This window comes from Nonomuraea sp. NPDC003214, from assembly GCF_053590035.1.
The window spans coordinates 26,337-51,502 of sequence record NZ_JBSFSX010000018.1 but is presented as its reverse complement, the minus strand read 5'-3'; the positions used below and the strand labels follow the sequence as shown (position 1 = coordinate 51,502).

Annotated in this window: 26 protein-coding genes; 7 read left to right on the top strand and 19 right to left on the bottom strand. The window is 71.9% G+C overall.

What is annotated here, in order from left to right:
- The first annotated feature begins 69 nt into the window (after window positions 1-69).
- Both ACWDXC_RS38995 and ACWDXC_RS38990 read left to right on the top strand, forming a co-directional pair.
- A complete protein-coding gene (locus ACWDXC_RS38995; RefSeq protein WP_449990936.1) occupies window positions 70-1,377 on the top strand; it encodes a nucleotide sugar dehydrogenase in 1,308 nt (435 codons plus the stop codon).
- On the top strand, window positions 1,367-2,551 hold the full coding sequence (locus tag ACWDXC_RS38990) for a glycosyltransferase family 4 protein (RefSeq protein ID WP_449990933.1): 1,185 nt from the start codon (window positions 1,367-1,369) through the stop codon (window positions 2,549-2,551). The genes ACWDXC_RS38995 and ACWDXC_RS38990 overlap by 11 nt, the downstream gene beginning before the upstream one ends.
- Here ACWDXC_RS38990 and ACWDXC_RS38985 read toward each other — a convergent pair.
- Entirely contained in the window at window positions 2,524-3,369 is an 846-nt protein-coding gene (locus ACWDXC_RS38985) for a glycosyltransferase (protein ID WP_449990931.1), read from the bottom strand. The two genes, ACWDXC_RS38990 and ACWDXC_RS38985, sit on opposite strands and share 28 nt — an antisense overlap.
- Before the next feature lie 43 nt (window positions 3,370-3,412).
- On the opposite strand from ACWDXC_RS38985, the gene ACWDXC_RS38980 reads away from it, so the two are divergent.
- Window positions 3,413-3,961, top strand: coding sequence for a dTDP-4-dehydrorhamnose 3,5-epimerase family protein (locus ACWDXC_RS38980; protein WP_449990928.1), 549 nt, complete (start codon window positions 3,413-3,415; stop codon window positions 3,959-3,961).
- Between the two features lie 12 nt (window positions 3,962-3,973).
- Entirely contained in the window at window positions 3,974-4,879 is a 906-nt protein-coding gene (locus tag ACWDXC_RS38975; protein ID WP_449990926.1) for a hypothetical protein, read from the top strand.
- On the opposite strand, the gene ACWDXC_RS38970 is transcribed toward ACWDXC_RS38975, so the two are convergent.
- Window positions 4,828-6,195, bottom strand: a complete 1,368-nt coding sequence (locus ACWDXC_RS38970; RefSeq protein ID WP_364167809.1) for an O-antigen ligase family protein — start codon at window positions 6,193-6,195, stop codon at window positions 4,828-4,830. The genes ACWDXC_RS38975 and ACWDXC_RS38970 overlap by 52 nt on opposite strands.
- Window positions 6,196-6,198: 3 nt before the next feature.
- Window positions 6,199-6,909, bottom strand: coding sequence for a hypothetical protein (locus ACWDXC_RS38965; protein WP_219504588.1), 711 nt, complete (start codon window positions 6,907-6,909; stop codon window positions 6,199-6,201).
- Between the two features lie 145 nt (window positions 6,910-7,054).
- On the opposite strand from ACWDXC_RS38965, the gene ACWDXC_RS38960 reads away from it, so the two are divergent.
- On the top strand, window positions 7,055-7,939 hold the full coding sequence (locus tag ACWDXC_RS38960; protein WP_449990923.1) for a DUF6492 family protein: 885 nt from the start codon (window positions 7,055-7,057) through the stop codon (window positions 7,937-7,939).
- Window positions 7,936-8,808: a DUF6492 family protein gene (locus ACWDXC_RS38955; protein ID WP_219504584.1), complete on the top strand. Its 873-nt coding sequence runs from the start codon at window positions 7,936-7,938 to the stop codon at window positions 8,806-8,808. The genes ACWDXC_RS38960 and ACWDXC_RS38955 overlap by 4 nt, the downstream gene beginning before the upstream one ends.
- Here the strand turns inward: ACWDXC_RS38955 and ACWDXC_RS38950 are convergent.
- The 9 genes from ACWDXC_RS38950 to ACWDXC_RS38910 all read right to left on the bottom strand — a co-directional run bounded on the left by ACWDXC_RS38950 (window position 8,787) and on the right by ACWDXC_RS38910 (window position 17,956).
- The gene (locus tag ACWDXC_RS38950; RefSeq protein WP_449990920.1) at window positions 8,787-9,653 is read right to left on the bottom strand and encodes a hypothetical protein; all 867 of its coding nucleotides are present in this window, start codon (window positions 9,651-9,653) and stop codon (window positions 8,787-8,789) included. The two genes, ACWDXC_RS38955 and ACWDXC_RS38950, sit on opposite strands and share 22 nt — an antisense overlap.
- Window positions 9,654-9,777: 124 nt before the next feature.
- Window positions 9,778-10,617 (bottom strand): glycosyltransferase family 2 protein, encoded by an 840-nt coding sequence (locus tag ACWDXC_RS38945; protein WP_449991060.1) that lies wholly within the window; start codon window positions 10,615-10,617, stop codon window positions 9,778-9,780.
- 22 nt (window positions 10,618-10,639) lie between these two features.
- Window positions 10,640-12,088 carry an oligosaccharide flippase family protein gene (locus ACWDXC_RS38940; protein ID WP_449990917.1) on the bottom strand — a complete coding sequence of 483 codons (1,449 nt, stop codon included), beginning with the start codon at window positions 12,086-12,088 and terminating at the stop codon, window positions 10,640-10,642.
- Entirely contained in the window at window positions 12,085-13,041 is a 957-nt protein-coding gene (locus tag ACWDXC_RS38935) for a hypothetical protein (RefSeq protein ID WP_364167815.1), read from the bottom strand. Before ACWDXC_RS38935 ends, ACWDXC_RS38940 begins: the two co-directional genes overlap by 4 nt.
- Window positions 13,038-14,309: a DUF4910 domain-containing protein gene (locus ACWDXC_RS38930; protein WP_449990914.1), complete on the bottom strand. Its 1,272-nt coding sequence runs from the start codon at window positions 14,307-14,309 to the stop codon at window positions 13,038-13,040. The genes ACWDXC_RS38935 and ACWDXC_RS38930 overlap by 4 nt, the downstream gene beginning before the upstream one ends.
- Complete coding sequence (locus ACWDXC_RS38925) at window positions 14,306-15,325, bottom strand: NAD-dependent epimerase/dehydratase family protein (protein WP_449990911.1); 1,020 nt, start codon at window positions 15,323-15,325, stop codon at window positions 14,306-14,308. The genes ACWDXC_RS38930 and ACWDXC_RS38925 overlap by 4 nt, the downstream gene beginning before the upstream one ends.
- A gap of 5 nt (window positions 15,326-15,330) precedes the next feature.
- Window positions 15,331-15,981: a PIG-L deacetylase family protein gene (locus tag ACWDXC_RS38920; RefSeq protein WP_449990908.1), complete on the bottom strand. Its 651-nt coding sequence runs from the start codon at window positions 15,979-15,981 to the stop codon at window positions 15,331-15,333.
- Window positions 15,978-16,757 (bottom strand): glycosyltransferase family protein, encoded by a 780-nt coding sequence (locus tag ACWDXC_RS38915; protein ID WP_219504570.1) that lies wholly within the window; start codon window positions 16,755-16,757, stop codon window positions 15,978-15,980. The genes ACWDXC_RS38920 and ACWDXC_RS38915 overlap by 4 nt, the downstream gene beginning before the upstream one ends.
- Window positions 16,754-17,956 carry a class I SAM-dependent methyltransferase gene (locus ACWDXC_RS38910; RefSeq protein WP_449991057.1) on the bottom strand — a complete coding sequence of 401 codons (1,203 nt, stop codon included), beginning with the start codon at window positions 17,954-17,956 and terminating at the stop codon, window positions 16,754-16,756. The genes ACWDXC_RS38915 and ACWDXC_RS38910 overlap by 4 nt, the downstream gene beginning before the upstream one ends.
- A 62-nt stretch (window positions 17,957-18,018) precedes the next feature.
- Between ACWDXC_RS38910 and ACWDXC_RS38905 the strand changes: the two genes are divergently transcribed.
- Entirely contained in the window at window positions 18,019-18,591 is a 573-nt protein-coding gene (locus ACWDXC_RS38905; RefSeq protein ID WP_449990905.1) for a dTDP-4-dehydrorhamnose 3,5-epimerase family protein, read from the top strand.
- Here the strand turns inward: ACWDXC_RS38905 and rfbD are convergent.
- The 7 genes from rfbD to ACWDXC_RS38870 all read right to left on the bottom strand — a co-directional run bounded on the left by rfbD (window position 18,573) and on the right by ACWDXC_RS38870 (window position 25,149).
- Window positions 18,573-19,430 carry a dTDP-4-dehydrorhamnose reductase gene (rfbD, locus tag ACWDXC_RS38900; protein ID WP_449990902.1) on the bottom strand — a complete coding sequence of 286 codons (858 nt, stop codon included), beginning with the start codon at window positions 19,428-19,430 and terminating at the stop codon, window positions 18,573-18,575. The genes ACWDXC_RS38905 and rfbD overlap by 19 nt on opposite strands.
- Window positions 19,427-20,356, bottom strand: coding sequence for a dTDP-glucose 4,6-dehydratase (gene rfbB / locus ACWDXC_RS38895; protein WP_219504564.1), 930 nt, complete (start codon window positions 20,354-20,356; stop codon window positions 19,427-19,429). The genes rfbD and rfbB overlap by 4 nt, the downstream gene beginning before the upstream one ends.
- The gene (locus tag ACWDXC_RS38890) at window positions 20,353-21,420 is read right to left on the bottom strand and encodes a glucose-1-phosphate thymidylyltransferase (protein WP_219504560.1); all 1,068 of its coding nucleotides are present in this window, start codon (window positions 21,418-21,420) and stop codon (window positions 20,353-20,355) included. Before ACWDXC_RS38890 ends, rfbB begins: the two co-directional genes overlap by 4 nt.
- A 2-nt stretch (window positions 21,421-21,422) precedes the next feature.
- The gene (locus tag ACWDXC_RS38885) at window positions 21,423-22,877 is read right to left on the bottom strand and encodes a sugar transferase (RefSeq protein WP_449990898.1); all 1,455 of its coding nucleotides are present in this window, start codon (window positions 22,875-22,877) and stop codon (window positions 21,423-21,425) included.
- A gap of 258 nt (window positions 22,878-23,135) precedes the next feature.
- Window positions 23,136-23,486 carry a hypothetical protein gene (locus ACWDXC_RS38880; protein ID WP_219504557.1) on the bottom strand — a complete coding sequence of 117 codons (351 nt, stop codon included), beginning with the start codon at window positions 23,484-23,486 and terminating at the stop codon, window positions 23,136-23,138.
- An 18-nt stretch (window positions 23,487-23,504) separates the two neighbouring features.
- Window positions 23,505-24,230 carry a GntR family transcriptional regulator gene (locus ACWDXC_RS38875; protein ID WP_449990895.1) on the bottom strand — a complete coding sequence of 242 codons (726 nt, stop codon included), beginning with the start codon at window positions 24,228-24,230 and terminating at the stop codon, window positions 23,505-23,507.
- 10 nt (window positions 24,231-24,240) lie between these two features.
- Entirely contained in the window at window positions 24,241-25,149 is a 909-nt protein-coding gene (locus tag ACWDXC_RS38870) for a DMT family transporter (RefSeq protein ID WP_449990893.1), read from the bottom strand.
- Between the last annotated feature and the right edge of the window lie 17 nt (window positions 25,150-25,166).

The window sequence follows — 25,166 nt, the reverse complement described above, 5'->3', positions numbered from 1 at the left end:
CCGACATATCCGTTGGAGGCGGGGGGAAATGATCGCTGCCCTCCACGGTCCAATCGGCGGAGGGCAGCTATGCGGATCAGCGTCTTCGGGCTCGGCTACGTGGGGTGCGTCTCGGCGGCCTGCCTGGCCTCGATGGGCCACGAGGTCGTCGGCGTCGACGTCAACCCGGTCAAGGTGAGCCTCATCAACGACGGCCGCGCCCCCATCGTGGAGGAGCGGATCGGCGAGCTGGTGGCGAAGGCCGTGGCGGACGGCACCCTGCGGGCCACCACGGACGCGGCCGAGGCGGTGGCGGCCAGCGACGTGTCGCTGGTGTGCGTCGGCACCCCGTCCGCGCCGAACGGGAGCCTGTCCACGACGTTCCTGGAGCGGGTCGCCGAGCAGATCGGGCGGGCGCTGCGGCAGCGGCACGTGGTGGTGTTCCGCTCCACGATGCTGCCGGGCACCTGCGCGGACCTGCTGGTGCCGATCCTGGAGCTGGCCTCCGGGATGCGGGCCGGGGTGGACTTCGGCGTGGCGGTCAACCCGGAGTTCCTGCGCGAGGGCAGCAGCGTGCGCGACTTCTTCGCGCCGCCCAAGACCGTCATCGGCGAGTCGGACCCGGCGGCCGGGGACGTGGTGGCCGCGCTGTACGAGGGGCTGCCGGGCGAGGTGTTCAGGGTGCCGATCCCGATCGCCGAGATGACGAAATATGCGGACAACGCGTTTCATGCGGTGAAGATCGGGTTCGCCAACGAGTTAGGCGCGGTCTGCCAGGCCCTGGGGCTCGACTCGCACCAGGTCATGGACGTGTTCCTGGCGGACCGCAAACTCAACGTCAGCCCCGCCTACCTGCGGCCGGGGTTCGCCTTCGGCGGCTCGTGCCTGCCGAAGGACCTGCGCGGCCTCGTCTACGCCGCCAGGAAGGCCGACGTGGCCGTGCCGCTGCTGTCGCACGTGCTGCCCGCCAACGACGCGCATCTCCAGCGGGCCTTCGACCTGGTGACCGCGCCCGGCAGGCGGAAGATCGGGCTGTTCGGGCTGTCGTTCAAGCCCGGCACCGACGACCTGCGCGAGAGCCCCCTGGTCGAGCTGGCCGAACGGCTCCTGGGCAAGGGCTACGACCTGCGCATCTACGACGCCAACGTGTCGCTGTCGCGGCTCATGGGCGCCAACCGCGCCTACATCGCCGAACGGCTGCCGCACCTGGGCGACCTGCTCGGCGACTCGGTGGAGGACGTCCTGGCGCACGCGGAGGTGTGCGTGGTGGGCTCCACCGACCCCGCCGTGCTGGAGGCGATGGAACGGGCCGACGGCAAGGCGATCGTCGACCTCGTGCGGATGCCGGGCGCCGCGGCGCACCGCCACAGAAGGGACTACGCGGGCATTGGCTGGTAGAGCGCTCATCCTCGTCGAGAACCTGTCCGTGCCCCTCGACCGCCGCGTGTGGCAGGAGTGCACCGCCCTGCGCGAGGCCGGCTGGGAGGTGCACGTCATCTGCCCGCAGGGCGCCAAGCAGGACACCGAGCCCGAGGCCGTCATCGACGGCGTCCACATCCACCGCTACCCGCTGCGCGCCGCCACCGGCGGGCCCGCCGGCTACCTGCGGGAGTACGGCTCGGCGCTGTGGCACACCTTCCGCATCGCCCGGCGGCTCGGCCGCTTCGACGTGGTCCACGGCTGCAACCCGCCCGACCTGTTCTTCCTGGTCGCGCTGGCCATGCGGGGCAAGGGCACGCGGTTCGTGTTCGACCAGCACGACCTGGTGCCCGAGCTGTACCTGTCGCGGTTCGGGCGCGGGCGCGACCGGCTCTACCGGGCCGTGTGCTGGCTGGAGCGGCGCACCTACCGGGCGGCGCACGTGGTGATCGCCACCAACGAGAGCTACCGGCAGGTCGCGATGACGCGCGGCGGCAAGAAGCCCGGCGAGGTGTTCGTGGTGCGCAGCGCCCCGGTCGTCGAGCGCTTCCACCAGGTGCCGCCCGACCCGTCGGCGCGGCGCGGCAAGCCGTACCTGCTGTGCTACCTGGGCGTCATGGGGCCGCAGGACGGCGTCGACTACGCGCTGCGCAGCCTGGCCAAGCTGCGCGACGAGCACGGGCGCGACGACTGGCACGCGGTGTTCGTGGGCGGCGGCGACACCTTCGACGCGATGGTGGCGCTCTCCCGTGAGCTGGGGCTGGGCGAGCAGGTGGAGTTCACCGGCCGCATCCCGGACGAGGACCTGATGCGCTACCTGTCCACGGCCGACGTGTGCCTGTCGCCGGACCCGCTCAACCCGCTCAACGACGTCTCCACGATGAACAAGGTCATGGAGTACATGGCGATGGCCCGGCCGATCGTCTCCTTCGAGCTGCGCGAGGCGCGGGTGTCGGCGGGCGAGGCGGCCGTGTACGCGCCGGCCAACGACGAGTCGGAGTTCGCCAAGCTGATCGCCCGGCTGCTGGACGACCCGGCCGAGCGGGAGCGGATGGGCGAGATCGGCAGGCGGCGGGTGGCGGGGCCGCTGTCGTGGGAGCACTCCAAGGCGTCGCTGCTCCGGGCCTACGACGCGGCCGTCGGTTCGTTGTGACGGCTGCTCGCGTCCGTGCCCCAGTCCTGCCGGTCGCCGCGCAGCCGGGTGAGGAGGCGGTCGGCGGCCAGGACGGCGAGGTAGCAGGCGACGTTCAGCGGGCCGGCGGCCCCGGAGCGGACCACGCGGCGCAGGCTGCCCGCCTCCAGCGGGCGCAGCGGGCGGCCCAGCGCGGCGAGCTGCCGGTTGCCCTGCCGGACCCGGACCCGCCTGGCCAGGTGGGCGCGGACCGTGCGGGCCGGGCGGACGACCGAGCGGGCCCCGGTGACCACGACGCGCTCGTCCCCGGTGAAGAAGCTGTCCACGTAGCCGTCGTCGGAGATCACGTCCGGCAGCGGGAAGACCCGGCTGTGCCCCTCGGCGGTGAGCGCGTACACGCCCACCCCGGCCAGCGCGCGGCCGGGCCGGATCAGCGCCTCGTGCACGGCGAGCACCCGGCGGACCAGCGGGCCGACGCCGGTCAGGTCCCACGAGACCTGCGGCGCGCACGCCAGCACGCCAGGCGAGCCGGCCGCCGCGACCAGGGCGCGCAGGGACCCGGCGTCGAGCCGCACGTCGGCGTCCAGGTAGACGCGCGGGAACGTGCGGCAGGCGGCGTCGCCCAGGCGCAGTGCGTGGGCCTTGCCCGGCGTCGCCGTCTCCAGCACCCGCACCCCCGGCCGGGCGGCGGCCCGCGCGGTGCCGTCGGAGCAGCCGTTGGCCACCACGACCACGTCGAACTCGCCGGGTTCGGCGCCGGCCAGCAGCGTGTCGAGGCCGGCGGCGATCACCGCCTCCTCGTTGTGCGCCGGGACGACGACACTGACCGTCGGCTTCATCAGACCGCCTTGAGTATCGGACCGCTTTGAGTAAGGACGACACATGCGAGTGGATCGGGGCGAGATCGAGGGCGTGCTGCTGTTCAGGCCCACGCCGCACCGGGACGGGCGCGGCCTGTTCACCCGGACGTTCGACGCGGCGGTGGCCGCCGGGGCGGGGCTGAGGCCGGAGGCGTTCATCCAGGACAGCCAGTCCAGGTCGCGCCGGGGCGTGATCCGGGGCCTGCACGGCCGGGCCGGGAGCGGCGAGGCCAAGCTGGTGCGCTGCGCCCGGGGCGCGATCCACGACGTGCTGGTGGACGCCAGGCCGGGCTCGCCGACGTTCGGGCGGCAGATGGCGGTACGGCTGGACGACGAGGAGTTCGTCACCCTGTACGTGCCTCCGGGGCTGCTGCACGGCTTCCAGGCGCTGACCGAGCAGGCCGACACCTGCTACCGCATCGACCGCGAGCACGATCCGGCCGAGGATCTCGCGGTCCGCTACGACGACCCGGATCTGAAGGTAGCGTGGCCCCTGCCGCCCACCGAGGTCAGCGGGCGCGACCTGAGCGCGGGCTCGTGGGCCGAGCTGCTGCGCCGGCTCGGCGGCTGAGAGGTGACGGCGATGCGCGTGCTGTTGGCGGCTGTTGCGGTGCTCGTGCTGGCGGCGTGCCAGGCCACCCCGGCCGTGCGGCCGTCGGACCCGCCGGTGGCCGCTCCCACCCCGTCGCCGGGCATCGTCCGGCCCGACGGCAGTTCCTGCCCCGACCACCCCACCCCGGCCTGCACCGGCGCGCCCAAGGCGGTCAAGCTGACGCCGGTCGCGCCCAACCTCGACGGCGTCGCCTACCGCGTCAAGACGCCCGGAGCCGTGCTCGACGGCGTGCACGTCCCCGGCCCGCTGGTGATCCACGCCGACGACGTGACGGTCCGCAACAGCGTGATCGACGGCCATGTCACCAACGCCGACGGGGCCAAGACCTTCCGCTTCTCCATCTCCGACACCACGGTCGGCACCACCAAGACGTGCGGCCCGCTGCCCGCGATCGGCCAGGACAAGTACACGGCCAGCCGGGTGCTCGTCCAGGGCCACAGCGACGGCTTCCGCGTCTCCGGCGACGACGTGCGCATCAGCGACTCGTTCGTGAAGCTCTGCTCCAACCCCGGCGACCACTCCGACGGCATCCAGGCGTACGTGGGCGGCACCGGGCTGCTCTTCCACCACAACACCGTCGACCAGCGCGCGGCCAAGGACATCACCGCGCCGATCTTCCTCGTGGACGAGAAGTCGCGCGACGTCGTCGTCACCGACAACCTGGTGATGGGCGGCACGTTCAGCATCCAGGTGCGCAACGCGGGCGGCAAGCAGGTGGTGCGCGGCAACAAGCTCGTCGACAAGTCGTGGGTGTACGGGCCCGTCGACTCCGAGTGCGCCCGGACCGAGTGGGCGGGCAACGAGCTGGTCACCATCGACGCCGATTATCGGGTCACCTCGATCGTCGGCCCGCTGCGCTGCGAGGGCGCGAGCTGATCCTCCTTGACCGCGCGCAGCAACGCCCCGGCGGCCCCGACCAGCACGAACGACAGCCCGGTGACGGTGGCGAACGACAGCAGGTCGAAGGTGAACGACCCGACGAGCGGCACCACCAGGCAGGCGGCGACGGTCAGCCCGAGATCCCGGGTGCCGGGGTCGGCGCTCAGGTGTCGGGCCCGCAGCGCGGTGCAGAACGCCACCACGAACAGCGCGGCGAACGCGAGGGTGCCGACCAGCCCGGTCTCCACCATCGACAGGATGTACTGGTTGTCGAAGATCTGGTGCTTGGGCGCGTACCAGGTGCCGAGGCCGCGGCCCAGCCAGAAGTGCCTGCCGATCTCCTGGGCGGCCACCGCGTAGTCGTGCGTCCGGTACTGGATGCTCTCGTCGTTGGACAGGTTGGAGAACAGCCCGAAGATGGCGCCGAGCAGCTCCGGCACGGTGACCCAGATGACGACGAGGAACCCGCCGGCCACCGCCGCGGCCTCCAGGCGCCGCCGCGCCTGCCAGCCGAGGAACAGCACCAGCCCGACGGCCCCCAGGCTGAGCATGGCCGAGCGCGACACCGAGAACATCAGCCCGAGCCCGATCAGCAGCGCGCACGCCCACCAGCGCAGCGACGGCTCGGCCCGCATCCGCGCCTTGGTCGCCAGGTGCACGGCCAGCGGCAGCAGCATCGCCGTCGTCACGCCGAACTCGATCGGGTGGCCGGTGGTCGCGGCCACCCGGCGCAGGTCGGCCCGTTCCAGCACGAACGAGTCGCCCTCCGAGGTGTAGCGCAGGATCGGCAGCTCCAGGAACCGGGTCAGGTCCCAGTGCAGGACGAACTGGAAGGCCCCGATCACCGAGATGATCGCGCCGCCGACGACCAGCGTCTTGATGACGAAGTCCAGCCGCCGGAACCCGCGTACGCCGTCGCACATGGTCAGCCCGATGCCGACGGACGCGATCGCCAGCACGAACGCGTGGTCGGTCAGGTTGAGCTCGTCGGAGTCCATGTAGCCCCAGGTCGAGAACCCGTAGGTGGCCAGCATGGCGGTGAAGTAGGCGAACAGCGCGGTGCGCACCGGGTTGCGGCCCTTGGCGACGCCGAGCGTGAGCGTGAACTGCGCGCACAGCCAGAGCAGCGCCGCCGCCAGGCTGACGACGTTGGCCGGGGTCAGCGACAGCGGCAGGTACTTGAGCACGAGCCGCGCGGGCACGACGAGCAGCGCCAGGGCGAAGACCGCCGCCACGGTCGCCCCGTCGGCCCTCCCGGCGAGCGGCGACCGCGCGCCCAGCGGGCCGATGCCCGCGACGGAGCCGGTGGCCACGCCTCAGGCTCCCTTGCCGGCCGTGGCCGGCTCCCGCGCCTCGCCGGCGGCCTCCGGCGCGGGCCGTCGCCGTCGCAGGCGGCCGGAGACGCTCTCCGCCGCGAACGACGCGCACAGGGCGGCGATCAGGCCCAGCCCGAGCGCCGCCGCGGCCGAGCGGAGCTTCCTGCCCTGCTGCGGGACCGGCGTGGTCGGCGGCACCGCCTCGCTCGTCGTGATGTACGTCTCCTCGGGCGCCTGCACCTGGCGCTGGCGCTTGTCCAGCTCGCGTCTGGTCCGGTCCAGCACCTTCAGCGTGATCGCGGTCGCGGCCTCCGGCGTGAGGCTCTCCCCCTCGACGAACACCAGCGGCCCGGTGGCCAGCGACTCCAGGTTGTTGGTGCCGTTCGTGACCGCGTACTTGGTGTCGCCCTCCGCCGTGCCCATCTCGGCGACCATGTCGGGCGTGCTCATCGCGCTGATCAGCATCGAGGCGGCGACGCTGAGCCCGTGGTCGAAGTTGAGCAGCGGGTTCACCCGGGGAATCGGCTGGTCGGGGTGCGGCGGGAGCACGCCGCCGCTGGTCGGCGCGGTCAGCACCAGCACCGCCGTCGTCGTGTAGGTGGTCGGGACCGTCGAGTACGCGTAGAACGCCCCGCCCACCGCCAGCGCGAACGCCGGTAAGGCGACGAACCACCGCCGCAACAGGACGAGGATGGTCCCCCAGAAATCCACGCGCCCTCCCCTGCGAGTCTCGCCTCATGCATGTCGCGCGAACCGGGGTGGAGCGTTACACGGCGGGCTGTAACACCGCCATCCACAGCCCGATATGGCTTACAGGGCGTTTTCACCCGCGCCGGGGGACTGGAGATCAACCTTCATGAGCGAACTGGCCGTCGTCACGCCCACCTATGGCCCCGACGCCGAGCTCTTCGCCCACCTGCATCGCTCGGTCCTGGAGCACACCTCGGACGACACGGTGCACCACGTGATCGTGCCGCCGGCCGACCGGCCGCTGTTCGCCCGCTACGCGGGTCCGCGCTGCCGGCTGTGGACGTACCCGGAGATCCTTCCCCGGCACGTCGTGCACGTGCCGGGCACGAACCTGTGGGTGAACGCGCGGCGGCCGTGGCCGCCGCTGCGCGGCTGGGTGGTGCAGCAGGCCGTCAAGATCGCCGTCACGGCGCTGCTGGACGCGCGCGTCGTGCTGGTCGCCGACTCCGACGTGGTCCTCGTCCGGCGGGCGCTGCCCGAGCACTTCGTCCGCGACGGCCGGGTGACGTTCTTCCGCGCCGACGACGGCGTGCACGACGGCATGGCCGACCACGTCGTCTGGCACCGGGCCGCCCGCGCGCTGCTCGGGCTGCCCTCCGGCTTCACGCTGCCGCAGCCCGACTACATCAGCTCGCTGGCGATCTGGGAGCCGGCCGTCGCGCGGGCCATGCAGGAGCGCGTCGCCGAGGCCACCGGGCGCGACTGGCTGGCCGCCTTCACCTCCCACCTCCAGGTGTCGGAGTTCATCGTGTACGGCGTGTTCGTCGACGAGGTGCTGAAGGCGTCGCCGCCGGTCGACACCATGATCTGCCACAACCGATGGGAACGCACCCCGCTGGACCCGGCCGGGGCCGTCGCCTTCGCCGACCTGCTGGACCCCCGCGCGATCGGCATGATGATCTCCGCCAAGTCGCGCACGCCGATGGCGGCCCGGCTCGCGGCCATCCAGCGGTGCGCCCAGGTCACCGGACCCGATGGGAGCCATCCTTGAGCAAGCTGGCGGTCATCACCCCGTCCTACGCCCCCGACGCCGAGCTGTTCGCCCTGTTGCACCGATCCGTCCTGGAACACACCTCCGACGACACCATCCACCACGTCTTCGTGCCGCCCGGCGACCGGGAGGCGTTCGCGCGCTTCCAGGGGCCGCGCTGCCACGTGTGGGTGCGCTCGGAGCTGCTGCCCCGCCGCTACGTGCGGGTCCCGGCGACCGACCTGTACGTCAACTGCCGGCGGCCGTGGCCGCCGCTGCGCGGCTGGGTCATGCAGCAGACCGTCAAGATCGCCGCCGCCGGGCTGATCGACGCCGACGCGCTGCTCATCGTCGACTCCGACGCGGTCCTGGTACGGCCGGCGGGCGTCGAGTCGTTCAGCGTGGACGGGCGGCTGTGCCTGTACCGGCTGGAGAACGGCGTCACCGCCGGGATGGAGCGGCACGTGCTGTGGCACCAGGTGGCGCGCAAGCTGCTCGGCCTGCCGCCGGCCCCGCCGCCTCCGCTGCCCGACTACGTGACCGCGCTGACGTACTGGGACCCGGTGATCGTGCGGGCCATGCAGCGGCGCATCTCCGAGGTCACCGGGCGCGACTGGATCGACGCGTTCAACTCCCAGCTGCACATCTCGGAGTTCATCCTGTACGGGGTGTTCGTGGACGAGGTGCTGAAGGCGTCTCCGCCGGTCAACACCTCGATCTGTCACCTGAGCTACAACCACGAGCCGTGGGACGAGGCCACCGCCGTGGCGTTCGCCGACCGGCTCGGGCCGCAGGCGGTCGGCATGATGATCTCCGCCAAGTCGCACACGCCGATGGAGTCGCGGCTGGCGGCGATCCGGCGGTGCGCTCAGGTGGTGGAGTCGAGCTGATCGTCGCGGGGCACGACGACCTCGATCGGGCCCGTGTCGTCGTCCGACCCCAGCTCCGCCACGGTCATCGGGAACACCGGCGCGGCGGGGGCGTGCGTCCCGTTGCGCACCCGGAACTCGACGGTCCCCTTGACGTCCTCGGCCGGAGCCGGGGCGGGCCGGGGCTGAGGAGCGGGCTCCGGCGCGGGCTCGGAGGCCGGCTCCGGCGCGGGTGCCGGGGCGGCCTCGGGCTCGGGGACGGGCAGGGGCTCACGGCGGGCGGCCGGGCGCAGGCGCGGGATCGCGTACGCGACCGCGAACCCCGCCAGCACGCCCAGCAGGCCGCCGCCCGCCGCCGCCATGAGCCGGTCGGAGACCACGGCCCTGGGGCTGGAGGCGGGCATCACGTCGAGGATGCCGATGTGCGTGCTGACCGGCGCTTCGAGGTCCACCTGGCGCTTGGCCAGCTCCAGCCGGACCCGCTGCTGGGCCTTGCGCATCACGTCGCGGACGACCTGCGGCGAGGTGGACTCCACCTCGACGTACACGAACGGGCCGTTGGTGCTGATGCCGAGCAGGTCGGGGTTGGTGCGCCCGTCGTTGACGGTCACCGAGGTCGGCCCGTCCTCGGTGACGCCGATCTCGGCGGCCACCTCGGGCGTGTTGGTGGCCAGGATGAGGATGCCGGCCGTGGTCCGCAGCGCGTCGTTGAAGTGCAGCAGCGGGTTGGTCAGGCTCGGCTTCTCGCGCCGTTCGGTCTCCAGCGTGCCGCCGGTGGCGGGCACGGTGAGCACCATGGACGCGGTCGAGACGTACCTGCTCGGCATGAGGAAGTACCCGGCCAGTGCCAGGATGATCGCCGCCACCGCGATGGGCGGTCCAACGAACTTCTTCCGGGCCAGACCAAAGATGGTCGTCCAGAAGCCCACTATTTCCGCCCCCGTCAGATTTTTCGGTACAAACAGGAAATCGCGCTGTTCATCTGCCGCGTTACACCAACCGGGCCATGGCCAGCAGCTTCCGGCTCCGGTGCGCCACAGTGCGCCGCTGCCGCCTCACGTACATCCTGAGCACCGCCGCGCGGGCCCGCCGGCGCTGGTCGGCGGTGAGGTCGCAGTCCCGCACCCACGCCAGCAGCTCGCGGCACTGGAGCGTGTTGGCCAGCCGCGACTGCCACGACGGCACGTCCAGCCGCCGCGCCACGCCGGAGATGCGCTCCTGCCGCCAGTTGCGGTGCGCCAGCACCTCGTTGACGTGCGCCCACGGCCCGGCCAGCGCCAGCTTGGCGGCGAACACCTCGTCCTCGCGCAGCATGTTGCGCCGCGGGATGCCGGTCGCCGGCCCGCGCCTGAGCATGCCGTAGAGCGGGTCGATGAGCAGGTGGCTCTCGTTGAGCAGCCGCAGCATCTCGGTGAATCGTTCCACCGGGTCGCCGGAGGCCAGCGCGGTCCCCTCGTACGCGGCGGTCCTGACGACGCCGTCGGGCCCGGTGTAGGCGACCTGCGTGGTGACCAGGATCGTCCGCTCGTCCTTGGCGAACTCGGCCAGCCCGCGCGAGACGCAGCCCGGGTCGAGCCGGTCGTCGTCGCCGATCCAGCGCACGAACGCGCCCCGGGAGATCCGGGCGGCGTGGACGAAGTTGTTGAGCAGCCCGACGTTCTCCGGGTGCCGGTGGTAGACGACACGCGGGTCACCCGCCGCCAGGTCGCGGCAGAGCTCCTCGGTGCCGTCGGTGGAGGCGTTGTCGGAGATGACCAGCTCCACGTCGGGGTGGTCCTGCGCCAGCACCGACCGGACGACGCCTTCCAGACGGTCCGCCCCGTTGCGCACCGGCAACGCGATCGAGACCAGCTCAGAGCCGGGCATGTGCCCTCCTTTGACGCACCAGTTGCATGAGTACGGCCCGCGGCACGGCGACCAGCGCGAACGCCAGCACGCCCGCGCCACCGGCCACGCAGAGCTGCGCGAACGGCCCCTCGACGACCAGCGACAGCCCGGCCATGACGGCCGCCGCGACGCCCGCGCCCAGCATCGGCCTCGCCAGCCCGTACACGACCAGGCGCAGCGGCACCCGCGAGCGCCGCAGCGTGATGCCGAGCAGCGGCAGCGCCACCGTGACGGCGATGACGGCGTGCGCGACGGCGGCGCCCTGGATGCCGCCCGCGCGGGCGCCGACGAGCAGCGCGGGCACCAGCGCGAGCGCCCAGCCCAGGTTGACCCACATCATCGACCGGGTGGCGCCGAGCCCGGCCAGGATGTCGGTGATCAGCAGCGTCAGCATCCGCACGGCCATGACCACGGCCAGGAACTGCAGCACGCCGGCCGCGGGCAGCCAGCGCGGCTCGTACAGGAGCCCGACCAGGGCGGGCGCGAGCGTGCCCATGAGCACCGCGATGGGCAGCACGATCGCGCCCAGCAGCGGCACGGCCTGCCGCACCCCGGCCTCCATCGACTCGCGCCCCTCCTCGGCCAGCCGCGAGAAGCTGGGCAGGGCCACGTAGCGGACGGCGGTGCCGATCAGCCCGGGCACCCAGCTCGCGATGTTGAAGGCGAGCAGGTAGAGCCCGAGCTGGTGCGGCCCCAGCACGTCGCCGACGATGACGATGTCGACGTTGAGCAGCAGCCCCTCGACGCCGAGCCCGACGCAGAGCGGCAGCCCGAACGTCAGCAGCCGCCTGGCGATCTCCCGGTCGAACCCGGCGGTAAAGCGGACCCGGGCCAGCACGAGCACCAGCACGCCGGTGACCGTGGCCCCGGTGAGCTGCCCCCAGGCGAAGCTGTAGGCGCCCGCCCCGTTGGCGGCCAGCGTGATCGACACCGACGCGTTGGCGGCGAACCCGGCCAGGTTGGCCCAGGCCAGCTTGTCCTGCTCGAACCGGCGCATCAGCGCGGCGCTGCGCACGGCGGTGAGCCCGTAGACGAGGTTGGTCGCCATGAGGATGCGGATCACCCAGGTGGCGTCCTCGCTCCCGGCGAGCTGGGCGTAGAACGGCGCGATCACGAAGAAGAGCGCGTACAGGGAGACGCTGGAGGCGAGCGCGACCACCGTGGCGGTGGGCGCGACCTCCTCCAGCTCACCGCGCCACTGCACGACGGCGGAGATGACCCCGGCGTCGTTAATGAAGATGACGAACTGGCTGACCGCGAGCGCGATCGCGAACACCCCGAAATCGGTCGGCAGGAGCAACCACGCCAGCACCAGGCTCATGCCGAACGAGCCGGCCTTCATCACCACGTTGCCCAGCAGGCTCCAGCGCAGCCCGCGTCCTGCCTTGCGGCCAATCTCGCCGATGTCGCTCACGTACCGTCCTCGACCCTTTCCAGCCAGATCTCCCGCCAGAACGGCACGAACTCGCGGGGACAGTTGGCGTTGTAGACGCCCTCGCACACCAGGTCGTCGAGGATGATGCTGGGCGTCTTCATGATCAGCATCTCCCCGGTCCGCTCGTCGAGGCAGCGCTCGACCCTGGCCCGCACCCGCGCGGTCCTGCCGCAGTAGCGGGCCATCTCCTCCTCGAAGCCCAGGCCCCGGTTGAGCAGGTCGCCGTTGAGCGTGTCGAGGATCTGGTCCTTCGTCTTGATCCTGACCAGCTCGCCCGGCTTCAGGTCGAGCTTGGCCGTCGGCGTGACGTCACCGGCCCGGCCCTCGACGAACCCCCACCGCAGCCCGCGCCGGAACCACAGCCGCCTCGGCAGCACCTTCTTGCTGGCCTCCTGGAGGCGGTTGAACAGCCCGACCAGGAACGTGCGCGCCACCCGCGAGGGCGAGGCGTTGCCGCTGCGCACGTCGGCGACGTACTGGCCGGCGTCGCGGAACGGCAGGCAGGCGGGCGCCGCCCGCAGCAGCTCCGTGGCCTGGCAGGAGTAGGCGCCGCCGCCCTTGCGCGTGTTGAGCCGCAGCAGCGGCAGCAGCTCGGGCGACGGCTCGGCGATCGGCTGCGGCTCGTCCGGATCGACCTTCCGCAGCCACGCCTCCTTCCAGTAGAGGGAGCAGGCGGTCTGGCAGCCGCCGTGCTCGCCGCCGTCACAGCGGGCCGCCTTGAGGTGCACGGCGCGCTCCATCCGCCGCATGCCGCTGCGGCTGATCGTGTCGCACAGCTTGTGCGCGACCTTGTGCACCGTCATCCGCTGCCCGCAGAAGCGCAGCATCTCCGGCATGAACGGCAGGCTTTCCAGCTCGCCCCGCTCGTCGAGCGTGGCCAGGATCTCCGCCTGACCGCGCACCTCGACGAGGTCCCCCACTCGGAGGTTCATCCGCTTTCCCCCACCCGCTTCAGCAAACCGGCACCTTCCAGCGCGTCGGCCGCCTCGGCGACCGCCTGGAAGGGCAAACCCGACCTTTCCGCGACGTCCAGCAGGCTGTGGCCGCCGTCTGACTGGTTCAACACCCATAACATCGCCAGCTGGGCTTGTTTCGTGTCACTCCGGCCGCCGAGAGAGCCGTAGAGCCCGCGCCTGCCGAGTTGCGGCTCGCCGTAGGGGCTCAGGTTCTCGTAGCGGCCGTCGCGCTCCAGCACCTGTACGGCCTGCCAGAGGGTCTCCAGGGTGTCGGCCAGGGCTTCGGGGGTGACGAAGCCCGGGTCGTCGGCCGAGGTGTGATATTCCGGGTAACCGGCGTACGGGGTCCTGGTCAGGCTGCCGACCGGCAGGTCGAAGCCCGGCGAGCAGAACTGCCGCTCGTCGTACCCGTACGGGGAGAAGTCCACGACCGTGTGCGGTCTGCCGCGCAGGACGTGCGTCATCACCCGGTCGATGCGGGTGTCGCCGCGTCTGCTCCGCTTGTACGTGAGCGCGCCGCGGTCGCCGGCGCAGGCGAGCGTGAGCCCGGCCGCGATCCGGCCGACGCGGTCGCGGTTGCGGGCCAGCCAGGTGATGGCCCCGATCGTGCCCGGCGCGAACAGGAACCGGTACGTCAGCCGGGGCCGGTCCAGCCGGGCGGCGAGCGCGGCGGCGACCGCGATCCCGGCCAGGTTGTCGTTGGCCAGCGACGGATGGCACACGTGGCAGGAGATGAGCACCTCGTCGGCGCTGCGCCCCGGCACGACGTGCTCGGCGTAGGTGAGGGAGCCGTCGGCCAGCGTCGAGTCGATCACGACCTCGTACGGCCCCTCCCCCAGGCCGTCGAGCACCCGCTGAGCCAGGCAGAAGCCCCACGTCTCGGCGTAGTAGCTGGTGCGGTACGGCACCAGGTCCGGCTGGCCGGGCAGCGTGTGCAGGTGCGGGCGCAGCTCGTCGAGCGTCATCGTGGCCGACACGGGCACGCTGTAGCCCACCACGTGCAGGTTGGAGCGCCGGAAGTCGACGACCCGGTTCCCCTCGGGGTCCTTGATCCAGGCGTCGCGGATGTTCCACTCCCTGGGCACCGTCCAGTCGAGCACCTGGGTCCCGGTCGGCACCTCGTGGACGGTCAGCGGCAGCCACTCGCCGACGATCTCCAGCGTGCGCCGCACTCCGTCGCCCGTGATGGAGCGGCACACCGGGAAGAGCCGCTCCACCAGGGCATGCATGTCCTCCCCGGTCACGTCCTGAGCTCCGGCGAGACCGTACCGGCCTCGCGGCGGTCGGCCAGCCGGGCCAGCCGGATGAACCGGCGCCGGAAGTCGTGCTCGGTCAGCCCGTGGTCGCGGTAGGCGTCGGCCAGCTCGACCGCGCCCGCCTTGACCGTCCAGCGGGCGTGGTAGCCGGGCAGCGCGGCCTCGATGCGGGAGAAGTCCACCCGGTACGAGCGCGGGTCGGCCCCCGTCTCACCGGTGATGACCAGCTCGGAGCCGGGCACCGCCTCGACCACGTGCTCGGCGATCTCGGCGACGGTCAGGTTGTTCTGCTCGCCGCCCACGTTGAACGCCCGGCCGTGCACCGCCTCGCGCGGCGCGGTCAGCACGGCGGCGAACGCGTCGGCGATGTCGGCGGCGTGCACCAGCGGCCGCCACGGCGTGCCGTCCGACAGCACCAGCACCTTCCCGGTCAGGTGGGCGTGGCCGACCAGGTTGTTGAGCACGATGTCGGCCCGCAGCCGCGGCGAGAACCCGAACGCGGTGGCGTTGCGCAGGTAGACGGGCGAGAAGTCGGCGTCGGCCAGCTCGTCCAGCTCGTCCTCCACGCGCACCTTCGACTCGGCGTACGGGGTGACCGGGCGCAGCGGCGCGTCCTCGTCCAGCAGCTCGTCGCCGCCGGACGCGCCGTACACCGAGCACGTGGAGGCGTACAGGAAGCGGCGCACGCCCGCCTCGCGCGCCAGCCTGGCCAGGCGGACGGAGGCGTGGTGGTTGATGGCGTAGGTGAGCTCCGGCGCGAGCGCGCCGAGCGGGTCGTTCGACAGGGCGCCCAGGTGGATCACCGCGTCGATCCCGTCGAGGTGCGCCTCGGTGACGTCGCGCAGGTCCACCCGATGGCCGGGCGGGTCGGCGGGGGCCGGGCCGAGCACGCAGTCGGCGAACAGCCCGGAATCGAGTCCGGTCACCTCGTGCCCGGCTCTGGTGAGCACCGGCGCCATCACGGTGCCCAGGTAGCCCTGGTGCCCGGTGAGCAGAACGCGCATGTCGATCAGCCTCCTGCGAGGTCGAGAGTGAGTTTGCGCACGTAGAAGGCCTCGGCATAACGTGCGTGGCATTCGATGCCGCGGACCCGGGCGAGTCCGAGGAAGGCCTCCCTGTCGAACCAGTGGCGGCGGCGCTGGGAGGGGTAGTGCTCCCACAGCAGCGCGACCTTGCGCTCGGCGAGCGCCAGGTCGAGCGGCTGGTAGGCGTTGGGCCGGCCGAGGTCGCCGTCCCATTTGACGATCTCGTAGCCGAGCGTGAGATGGTCGCGGAAGGCCGTCGGCACCAGCTCGGCCAGCCCCCGGTGGTCCTGGTGGGCGTCGCCGGGCTGCGGGGCCAGGATCAGGTCCGGCACCGTGCGCAGCCTCAGCTCCTCCACCGCGCGCTTGGCCTCCTCCCAGTGCGCGGGCAGCCGGCCGTCGGGCAGCTTGCCCACGGTGACCCGCAGGTCGGCGCCGGGGCAGAAGGCGGCCAGCGCGGCCCGCTCCTCCTGCTCCCGCTCGGTGCCGCCGCCCGACAGGATCAGCGCGTCCACCCTGATCCCCGGGTGGGCCGTGCACATGGCCAGCAGCGTGCCCCCGGCGCCGATCGCGAGGTCGTCGCAGTGCGCGGCGACGGCGGCGACCCTGCGCAGGCTGCCGGGCAGGAGGTCGATCATGCCGCGGGCTCCCACACGGCCCACGGCCGCTCGCCCCTGGCGTAGGCGCGGTCCAGCTCCAGCCGCTGGTTGACGGTGTCGGTCGGCCGCCAGTAGCCGCGGTACGGGTAGGCCAGCAGCCTGCCGCGCTTGGCCAGCTCCCGGCAGCCGTCGACGAGCAGGTCGCCGCCCGCCGGGATGTGCTCGAAGATCTCCTGGCGCAGCACGAAGTAGCCGCCGTTCACCCAGAGCGGCATCTCCGTGACGGCCGTGATCTGGCCGACGAGCCCGCCCTCGGCGACCTCGACGCAGTGGAAGGTGCCCGGCGGCGGCACCACCATGAGCGAGGCGCCCGCGTCGGAGGCCGCGAACCGGTCGATCATCTCGGGCAGCGGCGCGTCGCTGAGCACGTCGGCGTAGTTGGCCAGGAACACCTCCTCGCCGTCCAGGTGCTCACGCACCCGGCGCAGCCGCTCGCCGATCGACGACTCGATGCCGGTGTGCACGAACGAGATCGTCCAGTCGGAGATGTCGCTGGCCAGCAGCTCCACCCTGCCGCCGCGCAGCACGAAGTCGTTGGAGGCGGTCTCCTCGTACCGCAGGAAGAAGTCCTTGATCTGGTCGGCGCCGTAGCCGAGGCAGAGCACGAACTCCTTGTGCCCGAAGTGCGCGTAATAGCGCATCACATGCCAGATCAGCGGTCTGGGACCGACGAGCTGCATCGGCTTGGGCGCGTCCCCGGGAGCGCCGCTGCGCATCCGCGTGCCGTACCCGCCGCAGAAGAGGACGACCTTCACACGACCTCCAGGGAAGGGATGGGGAAGACCAGCCGGCCGCCCCACTCGTGGACATAGGAGAGCTGCTCGGCCAGCTCCTCGCGCAGGTTCCAGGGCAGCACGAGCACGTAGTCGGGCCGGTCCGCGGCGATCCGCTCCGGCTCGAACACCGGGATGCGCGCCCCCGGCGTGAACCTGCCGTGCTTGTACGGGTTGCGGTCCACGGTGTAGGCGAGCAGGTCCGGCCGCACCCCGCAGTGGTTGAGCAGCGTGTTGCCCTTGCCCGGGGCGCCGTAGCCGACGACGGTCCGGCCCTCCTCGGCCGCGCCCACCAGGAAGCCGAGCAGGTCACGCCGGACCTTGGCGACCCGCGCGGCGAAGTCGATGTAGCCGGAGATCTCGTGCAGCCCAGCCGCCTTCTCCAGCGCCAGCACGTCGGCCACCCGCGCCGACGGCTCGCCCGACGGCCTGGCCCACAGCCTGATCGAGCCGCCGTGCGTCGGCAGCAGCTCCACGTCCACCAGCGTGAGCCCGCCGGAGGCCAGCGCCCGCTGCGCCGAGGCGACCGTGTAGTACTGGAAGTGCTCGTGGTAGATCGTGTCGTACTGGTTGCCCTCGATGAGCGTGAGCAGGTGCTGCACCTCGATCGACACCCAGCCGTCGTCCGCCACCAGCGTGCGCAGCCCCCGGGTGAACCCGATCACGTCGGGGATGTGCGCGTAGACGTTGTTGGCCACCACGTAGTCGGCCAGGCCGTGCTCGGCGACGACCTGCCGGGCCGTCTCCGGCGTCAGGAACGCGGTGACCGTCGGCACCCCGCGCTTCCTGGCCGCCTCGCCCACGTTCACCGACGGCTCGACGCCCAGGCAGCGCACGCCCCGGTCCACGACGTGCCGCAGCAGGTAGCCGTCGTTGCTGGCCACCTCCACCACGAACGTGTCCGGCTTCAGCTCCAGCCCGGCCACGAACGTGCGGGCGTGCTCCACCCACGACGTCGAATAGGACGAGAAGTACGCGTAATCGGTGAAAGTATCCTCAGGCGTGATCAGCGGCGGGATCTGCGCCAGCCAGCACGCCGTGCACACCCGCAGGTGCAAGGGGTAGGTCGTCTCAGGCTCGTCGAGCTGGGCGGCGGTCAGAAACCGCTCGCAGGGCGGGGTGGCGCCCAGGTCGACCACCGAGGCGAGGTCGCCCGATCCGCATAACCGGCAAACAATCATTCGCACGCTCCAAGGCCGTGGGATATTTCGCTCGGACTGCCGCACTCGTTACTGTGCGCGTCATGGATCCCCTCGGCATCGACGGCGCCTGGTGCCACACGCCTCGCGTCCACACCGACCCGCGTGGCGCGTTCCTGGAGGCGTTCCGGGCCGCCGACCTGCCACGCCCGTTCGACGTGGCCCAGGTGAACTGCTCGGTCTCCGCCCGGGGGGTGCTGCGCGGCGTGCACTTCGCCGACGTGCCGCCCGGCCAGGCCAAGTACGTCATGTGCGTGCAGGGCAGCGTCATGGACGTGGTCGTCGACCTGCGTACGGGCTCGCCGTCGTTCGGCCGGTGGGAGGCCGTGACGCTGGACGACCGGGAGCGCCGGGCGGTGCTCGTCGCCGAAGGGCTGGGCCACGCGTTCCAGGCGACGAGCGAGCAGGCCACGGTCGTCTACCTGTGCTCCCAGCCCTACAACCCGGGCCGCGAGCACGGCGTGCACCCGCTCGACGCGGACCTGGCGATCCCGTGGAAGCCGGAGCCGCTGCTGTCGGACAAGGACGCGGCGGCGCCCACGCTCAAGGAGGCGATGACCGCCGGCCTCCTGCCCGACTTCGAGGCGTGCCGGCGGTTCTACGCGACGACGCACTGACGGCCCGCCTTCCCCGCCAGCACCGGCCAGGCGGCGTGCAACGCCTCGCGCCAGGGGCGCATCAGCTCGCACCGGGTGCCGGCCAGCACGCTGTAGGCGGGCCGGGGCGCCGGGCGCGGGAAGGCCGCCGCCGGCACCGGGCGCACCCGGGCCGGGTCGGCGCCGAGCAGCGTGAAGACCTCCGTGGCCAGGCCGTGCCAGGTCGTCTCGCCCGAGCTGGTGCCGTGGTAGACGCCCGGCGGCAGGTCCGACTGGGCCAGCCGGACCAGGAAGTCGGCCAGGTCGGCCGACCAGGTGGGCTGGCCGCGCTGGTCGGCGACCACGTCCACGAACGGGCGGCTCCCGGCCAGCTCGATCATCGTGCGGACGAAGTTGCGCCCCGTGGCGCCGTACAGCCACGCCGTCCGCACCACGTAGTGGCCGTGCTCCAGCGCCGCCAGCTCGCCCGCGAGCTTGGTGCGCCCGTAGGCGTTGAGCGGCGCCGTCGGCGCGTCCTCCGCGTACGGGAGCACCCCGGCGCCGTCGAAGACGTAGTCGGTCGACAGGTGCACCAGCCGCGCCCCCACGCGCTCGCACGCCTCGGCCAGCGTGCGCACCGCGTGACCGTTGACCGCCAGCGCCTCGGCCTCGCGCGTCTCCGCCTCGTCCACGGCGGTCCAGGCGGCGCAGTTGACCACCACCCTCGGCCGGTAGGCGGAGACGAAGTCGCGCACCGCCCTGGCGTCCCGCAGATCCAGCTCCGACCGGCCGAGCGCGAGCACCGGCTCACCGGTCAGCCCGATCCTGTCGAGCACGTCGGCGGCCAGCATCCCGCCGCCGCCCGTGATCAGCCACCTCATAACCCGTCCCACCAGTCACGGTTGTCGGCGTACCACCGCACGGTCTCGCGCAGCCCCTGGTCGAACGGGATGCGCGGCGCGTAGCCGAGCGCCCGCAGCTTGCGGTCGTCCAGCGAGTAGCGGCGGTCGTGGCCCTTGCGGTCCTCGACGGGCGTGACCATGGCCCAGCTGTGCCCGGTCGCGTCCAGCAGGCGGCCGGTCAGCTCCTTGTTGGTCAGCTCGGCGGTGCCCGCGATGTGGTAGACCTCGCCCGGCTTGCCCACCTCGGCGACCAAGCGGATGCCCGCGCAGTGGTCCTCGACGTGGATCCAGTCGCGCACGTTGCCGCCGTCGCCGTACAGCGGGACCTTCCGGCCGCGCAGCAGGTTCGTGACGAACAGCGGGATCACCTTCTCCGGGTACTGCCGCGGCCCGTAGTTGTTGCCGCACCGGGTGATCGACACGTCCAGCCCGTACGTGACCGCGTACGAGCGGGCGATGAGGTCGCCGCCCGCCTTCGCCGCCGCGTACGGCGACCTCGGCTGGAGCGGGGCCGACTCGTCCCAGGAGCCGATGTCGATGGACCCGTACACCTCGTCCGTCGACACCTGCACCACCTTGGGCACGCCCGCGTCCAGGCACGCCTGCAGCAGCGTCTGGGTGCCCAGCACGTTGGTGCGGACGAACTCGCCGGCGCCCGCGATCGAGCGGTCGACGTGCGACTCGGCGGCGAAGTTCACCACCAGGTCGTGGCCCGGCACCACCTCGGCCAGCAGCGCGCCGTCGCAGATGTCGCCGTGCACGAACGTGTGCGGCGCGCCTTCGAGGTTGGCCCGGTTGCCCGCGTAGGTGAGCTTGTCCAGCACGGTCACGTCCGCGCCGGACAGCCCGTGGACGAAGTGCGAGCCGATGAAGCCCGCGCCGCCCGTCACCAGGATTCTCTTCATGAACTGATCTGTACCTTGCTGTGATCGCCCAGCACGAGACGGTGGGCTCTGGGCGTGTTGGGAGCTGGGGTGACCTCGACGTCGTGGCCGATGAGCGACGACTCGATCCGGCCCACCCCCTCGATCGACGCCCTGGGCAGCACGATCGAGTACTCGATCTCGCTGCGGGTGACCGCGCACCCGGCCCCGATCGAGGTGAACGGGCCGACGTAGCTGTCACGGACGACCGCGCCGGACCCGACGATCACCGGGCCGACCAGGCGCGAGCGTTCGACGACCGCGCCCGGCTCGACCAGGACCCGGCCGACCAGCTCGCTGGCGTCGTCGACCGAGCCGAGCACCCCCGCCTCGAGCGATTCGAGCACCAGCCGGTTGACCTCCAGCATGTCGGTGACGTTGCCGGTGTCCTTCCAGTAGCCGGTGATCACCGACGACTCGACCGGCAGACCGGCTTCGAGCAGCCACTGGATGGCGTCGGTGATCTCCAGCTCGCCCCGGCCCGACGGCTTCAGCTCGGCCACCGCCTCGTGCACCGCCGGGCTGAACAGGTAGACGCCGACCAGCGCCAGATCGCTCTTCGGGCGGGCCGGCTTCTCCTCCAGGCCGACGACCCGGCCCCGGTCGTCGAGCTCGGCCACCCCGAACTGGCGGGGATCGCCCACCCGGGTGAGCATGATCTGCGCGGCGGGCCGCTCCCGGGCGAAGCGGTCCACCAGGCCGGTGATGCCGCCCACGATGAAGTTGTCGCCCAGGTACATGACGAAGTCGTCGTCGCCGAGGAAGTCCCGGGCGATCAGCACGCCGTGGGCCAGCCCGAGAGGCGCCTCCTGGCGCAGGTACGTGACCTCCAGCCCGAACGCGGAGCCGTCGCCGACCGCCGCCTCGATCTCCGCCTGGGTGTCGCCCACGACCAGGCCGAGCTCGCGGATGCCGGCCGCCGCGATGGCCTCCAGCCCGTAGAACAGCACGGGCTTGTTGGCGACGGGCACGAGCTGCTTGGCCGAGGTGTGGGTGATGGGCCGGAGCCGTGTGCCCGACCCTCCGGCGAGCACGAGTGCTTTCACGGTCAGTAGGCCCCTTCTCCACGGGTGACGACGGACCAGGTCTTCCAGAGAATCTGCAGGTCCAGAATGAGCGACCAGTTCTCCACATACCGCAGGTCGAGCCGGACCGACTCCTCCCAGGACAGGTCGGAGCGCCCGCTGACCTGCCAGAGGCCGGTCATGCCCGGCTTGACGACCAGGCGGCGGCGCACGTCGGTGCCGTACTGGGCGACCTCCTCCGGCAGCGGCGGGCGCGGGCCGACGAGCGACATCTCGCCGCGGACCACGTTGAGGAGCTGCGGGAGCTCGTCGAGCGAGTAGCGGCGCAGGAACGCTCCCACGCGGGTGATCCTTGGATCGTTCCGAATCTTGAACAGCACCCCGTCGAACTCGTTCGAGTTGATCAAGGAGCCTTTCAGGCGTTCCGCGTCCACCACCATCGTGCGAAATTTCACGACCTGGAATTCCTTGCCCCGCCTGCCCACTCTTGTCTGGTGGAACAGCGCCGGGCCCTGGCTGGTCATCCGGATGAGCAGCGCGATCGCCAGCAGCGGCAGCGCGAGCAGCAGCACCGCGACCCCCGCCACCACCCGGTCGAACACGCTCTTGACGAACTGCCGACCGCCGTCGAACTCGGGATGTTCCACGTGAAGCAGCGGCATCCCGGCGACCGGCCTGATGCTGATGCGCGGCCCCGCCACGTCCATGAGCGCGGGCGCCACGAACAGGTCGGTGCGCGTGGCCTCCAGGCTCCAGGCGAGCCGGCGCAGCGCCGACCCGTCGAGCTCCGGGCAGGCCAGCACGGCGACCGCGTCGGCCCGGGTGTGCGCCACCACGTCCGCCACCTCGGCGAAGTCGCCGAGGACCGGGATCCCGTCCAGGTCGGCGTCCATCCGGTCCTGCGGCAGGCAGGCCCCCACGACCCGCATCCCGTGATACGGCTGGCGGCGGAACTGCATCACCAGGTCGAGAATCGACTCCCGATGCCCGACGGCGATGACCTGGCGCATGTAGTCGCCGACCGCCCGGCGGCGATGCAGGCGCTTGCGCATCCGATATCTGAAGAAAAGCGTGGAAAGCAGCGCCAGCGGCAGCATCGCCATCACGAAGCTCCGCGCGATCGCGGTCTGCGTGGCATATGCGCCGATGGCGACGGCGGCCATCAGTCCCACCCCGCCGTTGAACACCGCCTTGAACTCGTCCGTTCCCTCGCCGTTCGCGCGCTGGCGATACGCGCCGCCGACCCTGAGCGCCACCGGCCAGGCCGCCACCAGGGCGAATCCCAGCAGGAACTCCTCCGGCGGAATGTAGGCCCCGTAGAGCAGCCGGACGCTCAGCACGCAGACGCATGCCAGTAATGCGCAGGTCGTGTCCCCGGATAACAGAAGCCGTAGGTACGCCCGTGTCCAGATGCTGGACGCATGGCGCGGCACGGCCTCGAGGAGCACGACAGCGGACCCCTCAGTCCCCACCCTCATAGCACCACCCAGAACTCATGTGCACCGCGTTAACGTGACGTTCCTTGAACCCCATGGGTTGACAACACCCCATGCACAATCAAGGGCGGCGGCCCCCACTAAAGAGTAAAGATCCAACTTGTAATGGGGAATATCGACTTTTGGCCACAATCGGACGGCCGTCGATCCGGCCTCAGGACTTGACGGAACGGTCCACCAGTGATGCGGCACAGTTCGGGAAAATGCGAGGTTTATGCCGGTATTTCGGCAGGTGACAGGCTAGTCATACTCAAGATCGGGCAATGCGGACGGCGGATCGGGGCTCCGCCACACGACCACAACGCCGTCATGCGCCGAATCCGACGCCGTGGTCAACCTGTCGAGGTCGAAATCAGGAAGATAGCGGAGGCGCGCCAGAAAAGTGGCGTCGGTTGCCGAACGCGGCACCACGCACCCTTCGCCCTCCCGATCGAGCAGGATGTAGAGGACGTCGGCCTCCGGCTCGGTGGCCACACGGACCTCCACGACGTCCTCCCATGCGAGGGCCTCGACGCTCCCGTCCGCGTAGTGACGGGTGACGCCCTCCTCCGTGACATACACATAGGAGTCCGGCACTGGTTCGCCGTGCATGGCCGCGATTCTTGCGAGTTACGGGGCAGTCCCGCAAGGGTTCGCGCTGCTTTGGGAGTGACCCCACGAATGGCTGAGATGCGCCGCCACCGCCGCCCTGGCCGCCTCGGCGGGCCCTTCGGCGATGGCGTCGAGCAGTTCGCGATGCTCGCGCACGAGCACGTCACGCTCCTCGTAGACCTGTCGCAGCCGCACCAGCCCGAGCCGCGTCTCGGCCGCCAGCGCCCCATAGAGCCGCTCCAGCCGAGGGCTGCCGACCGCCTCGATCAGGGCCTCGTGCAGCGCCATGTGCTCGGCGACCGAATCCGACCAGGGCGCGTCGGCGGGCAGCGCCGCCATCCGCCCCAGCGCCGCGTCCGCCTCCGGCACCCGCCGCCCGGCCACGGCCGCGGCCATCAGGTCCTCCAGCGGCCTGCGCACGAACATCAGGTCGTCCAGGTCCGAAAGCGTCACCTCGGCGACATGCGCGCTGCGGTTGCGCTCGCGCCTGAGCAGCCCCTCGTGCACCAGCACGGCCAGCGCTTCGCGCACCGTCGGCCTGGCCACGCCGTAGGCCGCGGCGATCTCCTGCTCGGGCAGCGGCGTGCCCGGCTCGATCTCGCCGGAGAGCACCCGGCGGCGCAGCGCGTCAGCCAGCGCGCCGACAGCGGACACGGGCCGGATCGGCGGCTGGACCGGTTGGGTCGGCTGGGCTGGCTGATCCGGATGGTCGGGCTGGGTCGGCGGCTGGGTGGGCGGTGTCACGCGTGCGACTCTAACGCGCCCCGGCGGGCGTTTTCTCCCGTACGTCCACCCGGGCCGGCCTCTCGGGCAGCGCCACGGCCACCAGGCTGACCCCCAGCAGCACCAGCCCGCCGACCGAGACCGGGGCCAGCCGCTCACCGAGCACCACCAGGCCCAGCAGCGCCGCGACAGCCGGCTCGGCCAGCGCCAGCGTGGCGGCCGTGGCCACCGGAGTGGTCCGCAGCCCGCGCCCGTACAGGAAGTAGGACAGCGCGGTGGTGCCCAGGCCCAGGTAGAGGACGGCGAGCAGGACGATCGGCTCGACCGGCCAGGAGGAGCCCGGCCCGAGCAGGCCGGAGCCCCGCCAGATCAGGACCGGCAGCATGATGACCGCCGCGCCGCCGAACAGCACGCCCATCACCGCGTTCGACGAGCTGCCGCCGCTGATGGCGCGGGCCGCGCTGACCGCGTAGAAGGCGTAGAGCAGGCCGCCCAGCAGCGCGAACAGCACACCGGACACCACCTGGCCACCGGCCTGCGCGCCGCCGCCCGCGATCAGCGCCGCGCACCCGGCCACCGCCGCCGCCGTCGCCGCCGCCCACCGGGCGCTCGGCCGCTGCCGGTGCATCAGCCAGGACAGCAGCCCGGTGAACACCGGCCCGCTGCCGATTGCCACCACCGTGCCGATGGCCACGCCGGTGCGGGCCACGGCGGCATAGAAGCAGAGCTGGTACGCGGCGACGGCCACGGCGGCCAGCAGCAGACCGGGTCGCACCGCCTGCCGCAGCCCGGCCCGGGCGAGCAGGGCCAGCGCCGCGCCGCCGATGACGAGCCGGGCGGCGGCCAGCGCGACGGAGTCGTCCGAGACGAGCATGCCCGCGGTGCCGGCCGTGCCCCACAGCACGGCGGCGGCCACGACGGCGAGCGGTCCGTTCCTCATACGGACATTGTCTGACA

Excerpts from the sequence above, each read along its gene's own strand:
- ACWDXC_RS38995 (WP_449990936.1), top strand. The coding sequence starts at position 70 with ATGCGGATCAGCGTCTTCGGGCTCGGCTACGTGGGGTGCGTCTCGGCG.
- ACWDXC_RS38985 (WP_449990931.1), bottom strand. The coding sequence starts at position 3,369 with ATGAAGCCGACGGTCAGTGTCGTCGTCCCGGCGCACAACGAGGAGGCG.
- ACWDXC_RS38980 (WP_449990928.1), top strand. The coding sequence starts at position 3,413 with ATGCGAGTGGATCGGGGCGAGATCGAGGGCGTGCTGCTGTTCAGGCCC.
- ACWDXC_RS38975 (WP_449990926.1), top strand. The coding sequence starts at position 3,974 with ATGCGCGTGCTGTTGGCGGCTGTTGCGGTGCTCGTGCTGGCGGCGTGC.
- ACWDXC_RS38960 (WP_449990923.1), top strand. The coding sequence starts at position 7,055 with ATGAGCGAACTGGCCGTCGTCACGCCCACCTATGGCCCCGACGCCGAG.
- ACWDXC_RS38935 (WP_364167815.1), bottom strand. The coding sequence starts at position 13,041 with ATGAACCTCCGAGTGGGGGACCTCGTCGAGGTGCGCGGTCAGGCGGAG.
- ACWDXC_RS38925 (WP_449990911.1), bottom strand. The coding sequence starts at position 15,325 with ATGCGCGTTCTGCTCACCGGGCACCAGGGCTACCTGGGCACCGTGATG.
- ACWDXC_RS38920 (WP_449990908.1), bottom strand. The coding sequence starts at position 15,981 with ATGATCGACCTCCTGCCCGGCAGCCTGCGCAGGGTCGCCGCCGTCGCC.
- ACWDXC_RS38910 (WP_449991057.1), bottom strand. The coding sequence starts at position 17,956 with ATGATTGTTTGCCGGTTATGCGGATCGGGCGACCTCGCCTCGGTGGTC.
- ACWDXC_RS38905 (WP_449990905.1), top strand. The coding sequence starts at position 18,019 with ATGGATCCCCTCGGCATCGACGGCGCCTGGTGCCACACGCCTCGCGTC.
- rfbD (WP_449990902.1), bottom strand. The coding sequence starts at position 19,430 with ATGAGGTGGCTGATCACGGGCGGCGGCGGGATGCTGGCCGCCGACGTG.
- rfbB (WP_219504564.1), bottom strand. The coding sequence starts at position 20,356 with ATGAAGAGAATCCTGGTGACGGGCGGCGCGGGCTTCATCGGCTCGCAC.
- ACWDXC_RS38885 (WP_449990898.1), bottom strand. The coding sequence starts at position 22,877 with ATGAGGGTGGGGACTGAGGGGTCCGCTGTCGTGCTCCTCGAGGCCGTG.
- ACWDXC_RS38880 (WP_219504557.1), bottom strand. The coding sequence starts at position 23,486 with ATGCACGGCGAACCAGTGCCGGACTCCTATGTGTATGTCACGGAGGAG.
- ACWDXC_RS38870 (WP_449990893.1), bottom strand. The coding sequence starts at position 25,149 with ATGAGGAACGGACCGCTCGCCGTCGTGGCCGCCGCCGTGCTGTGGGGC.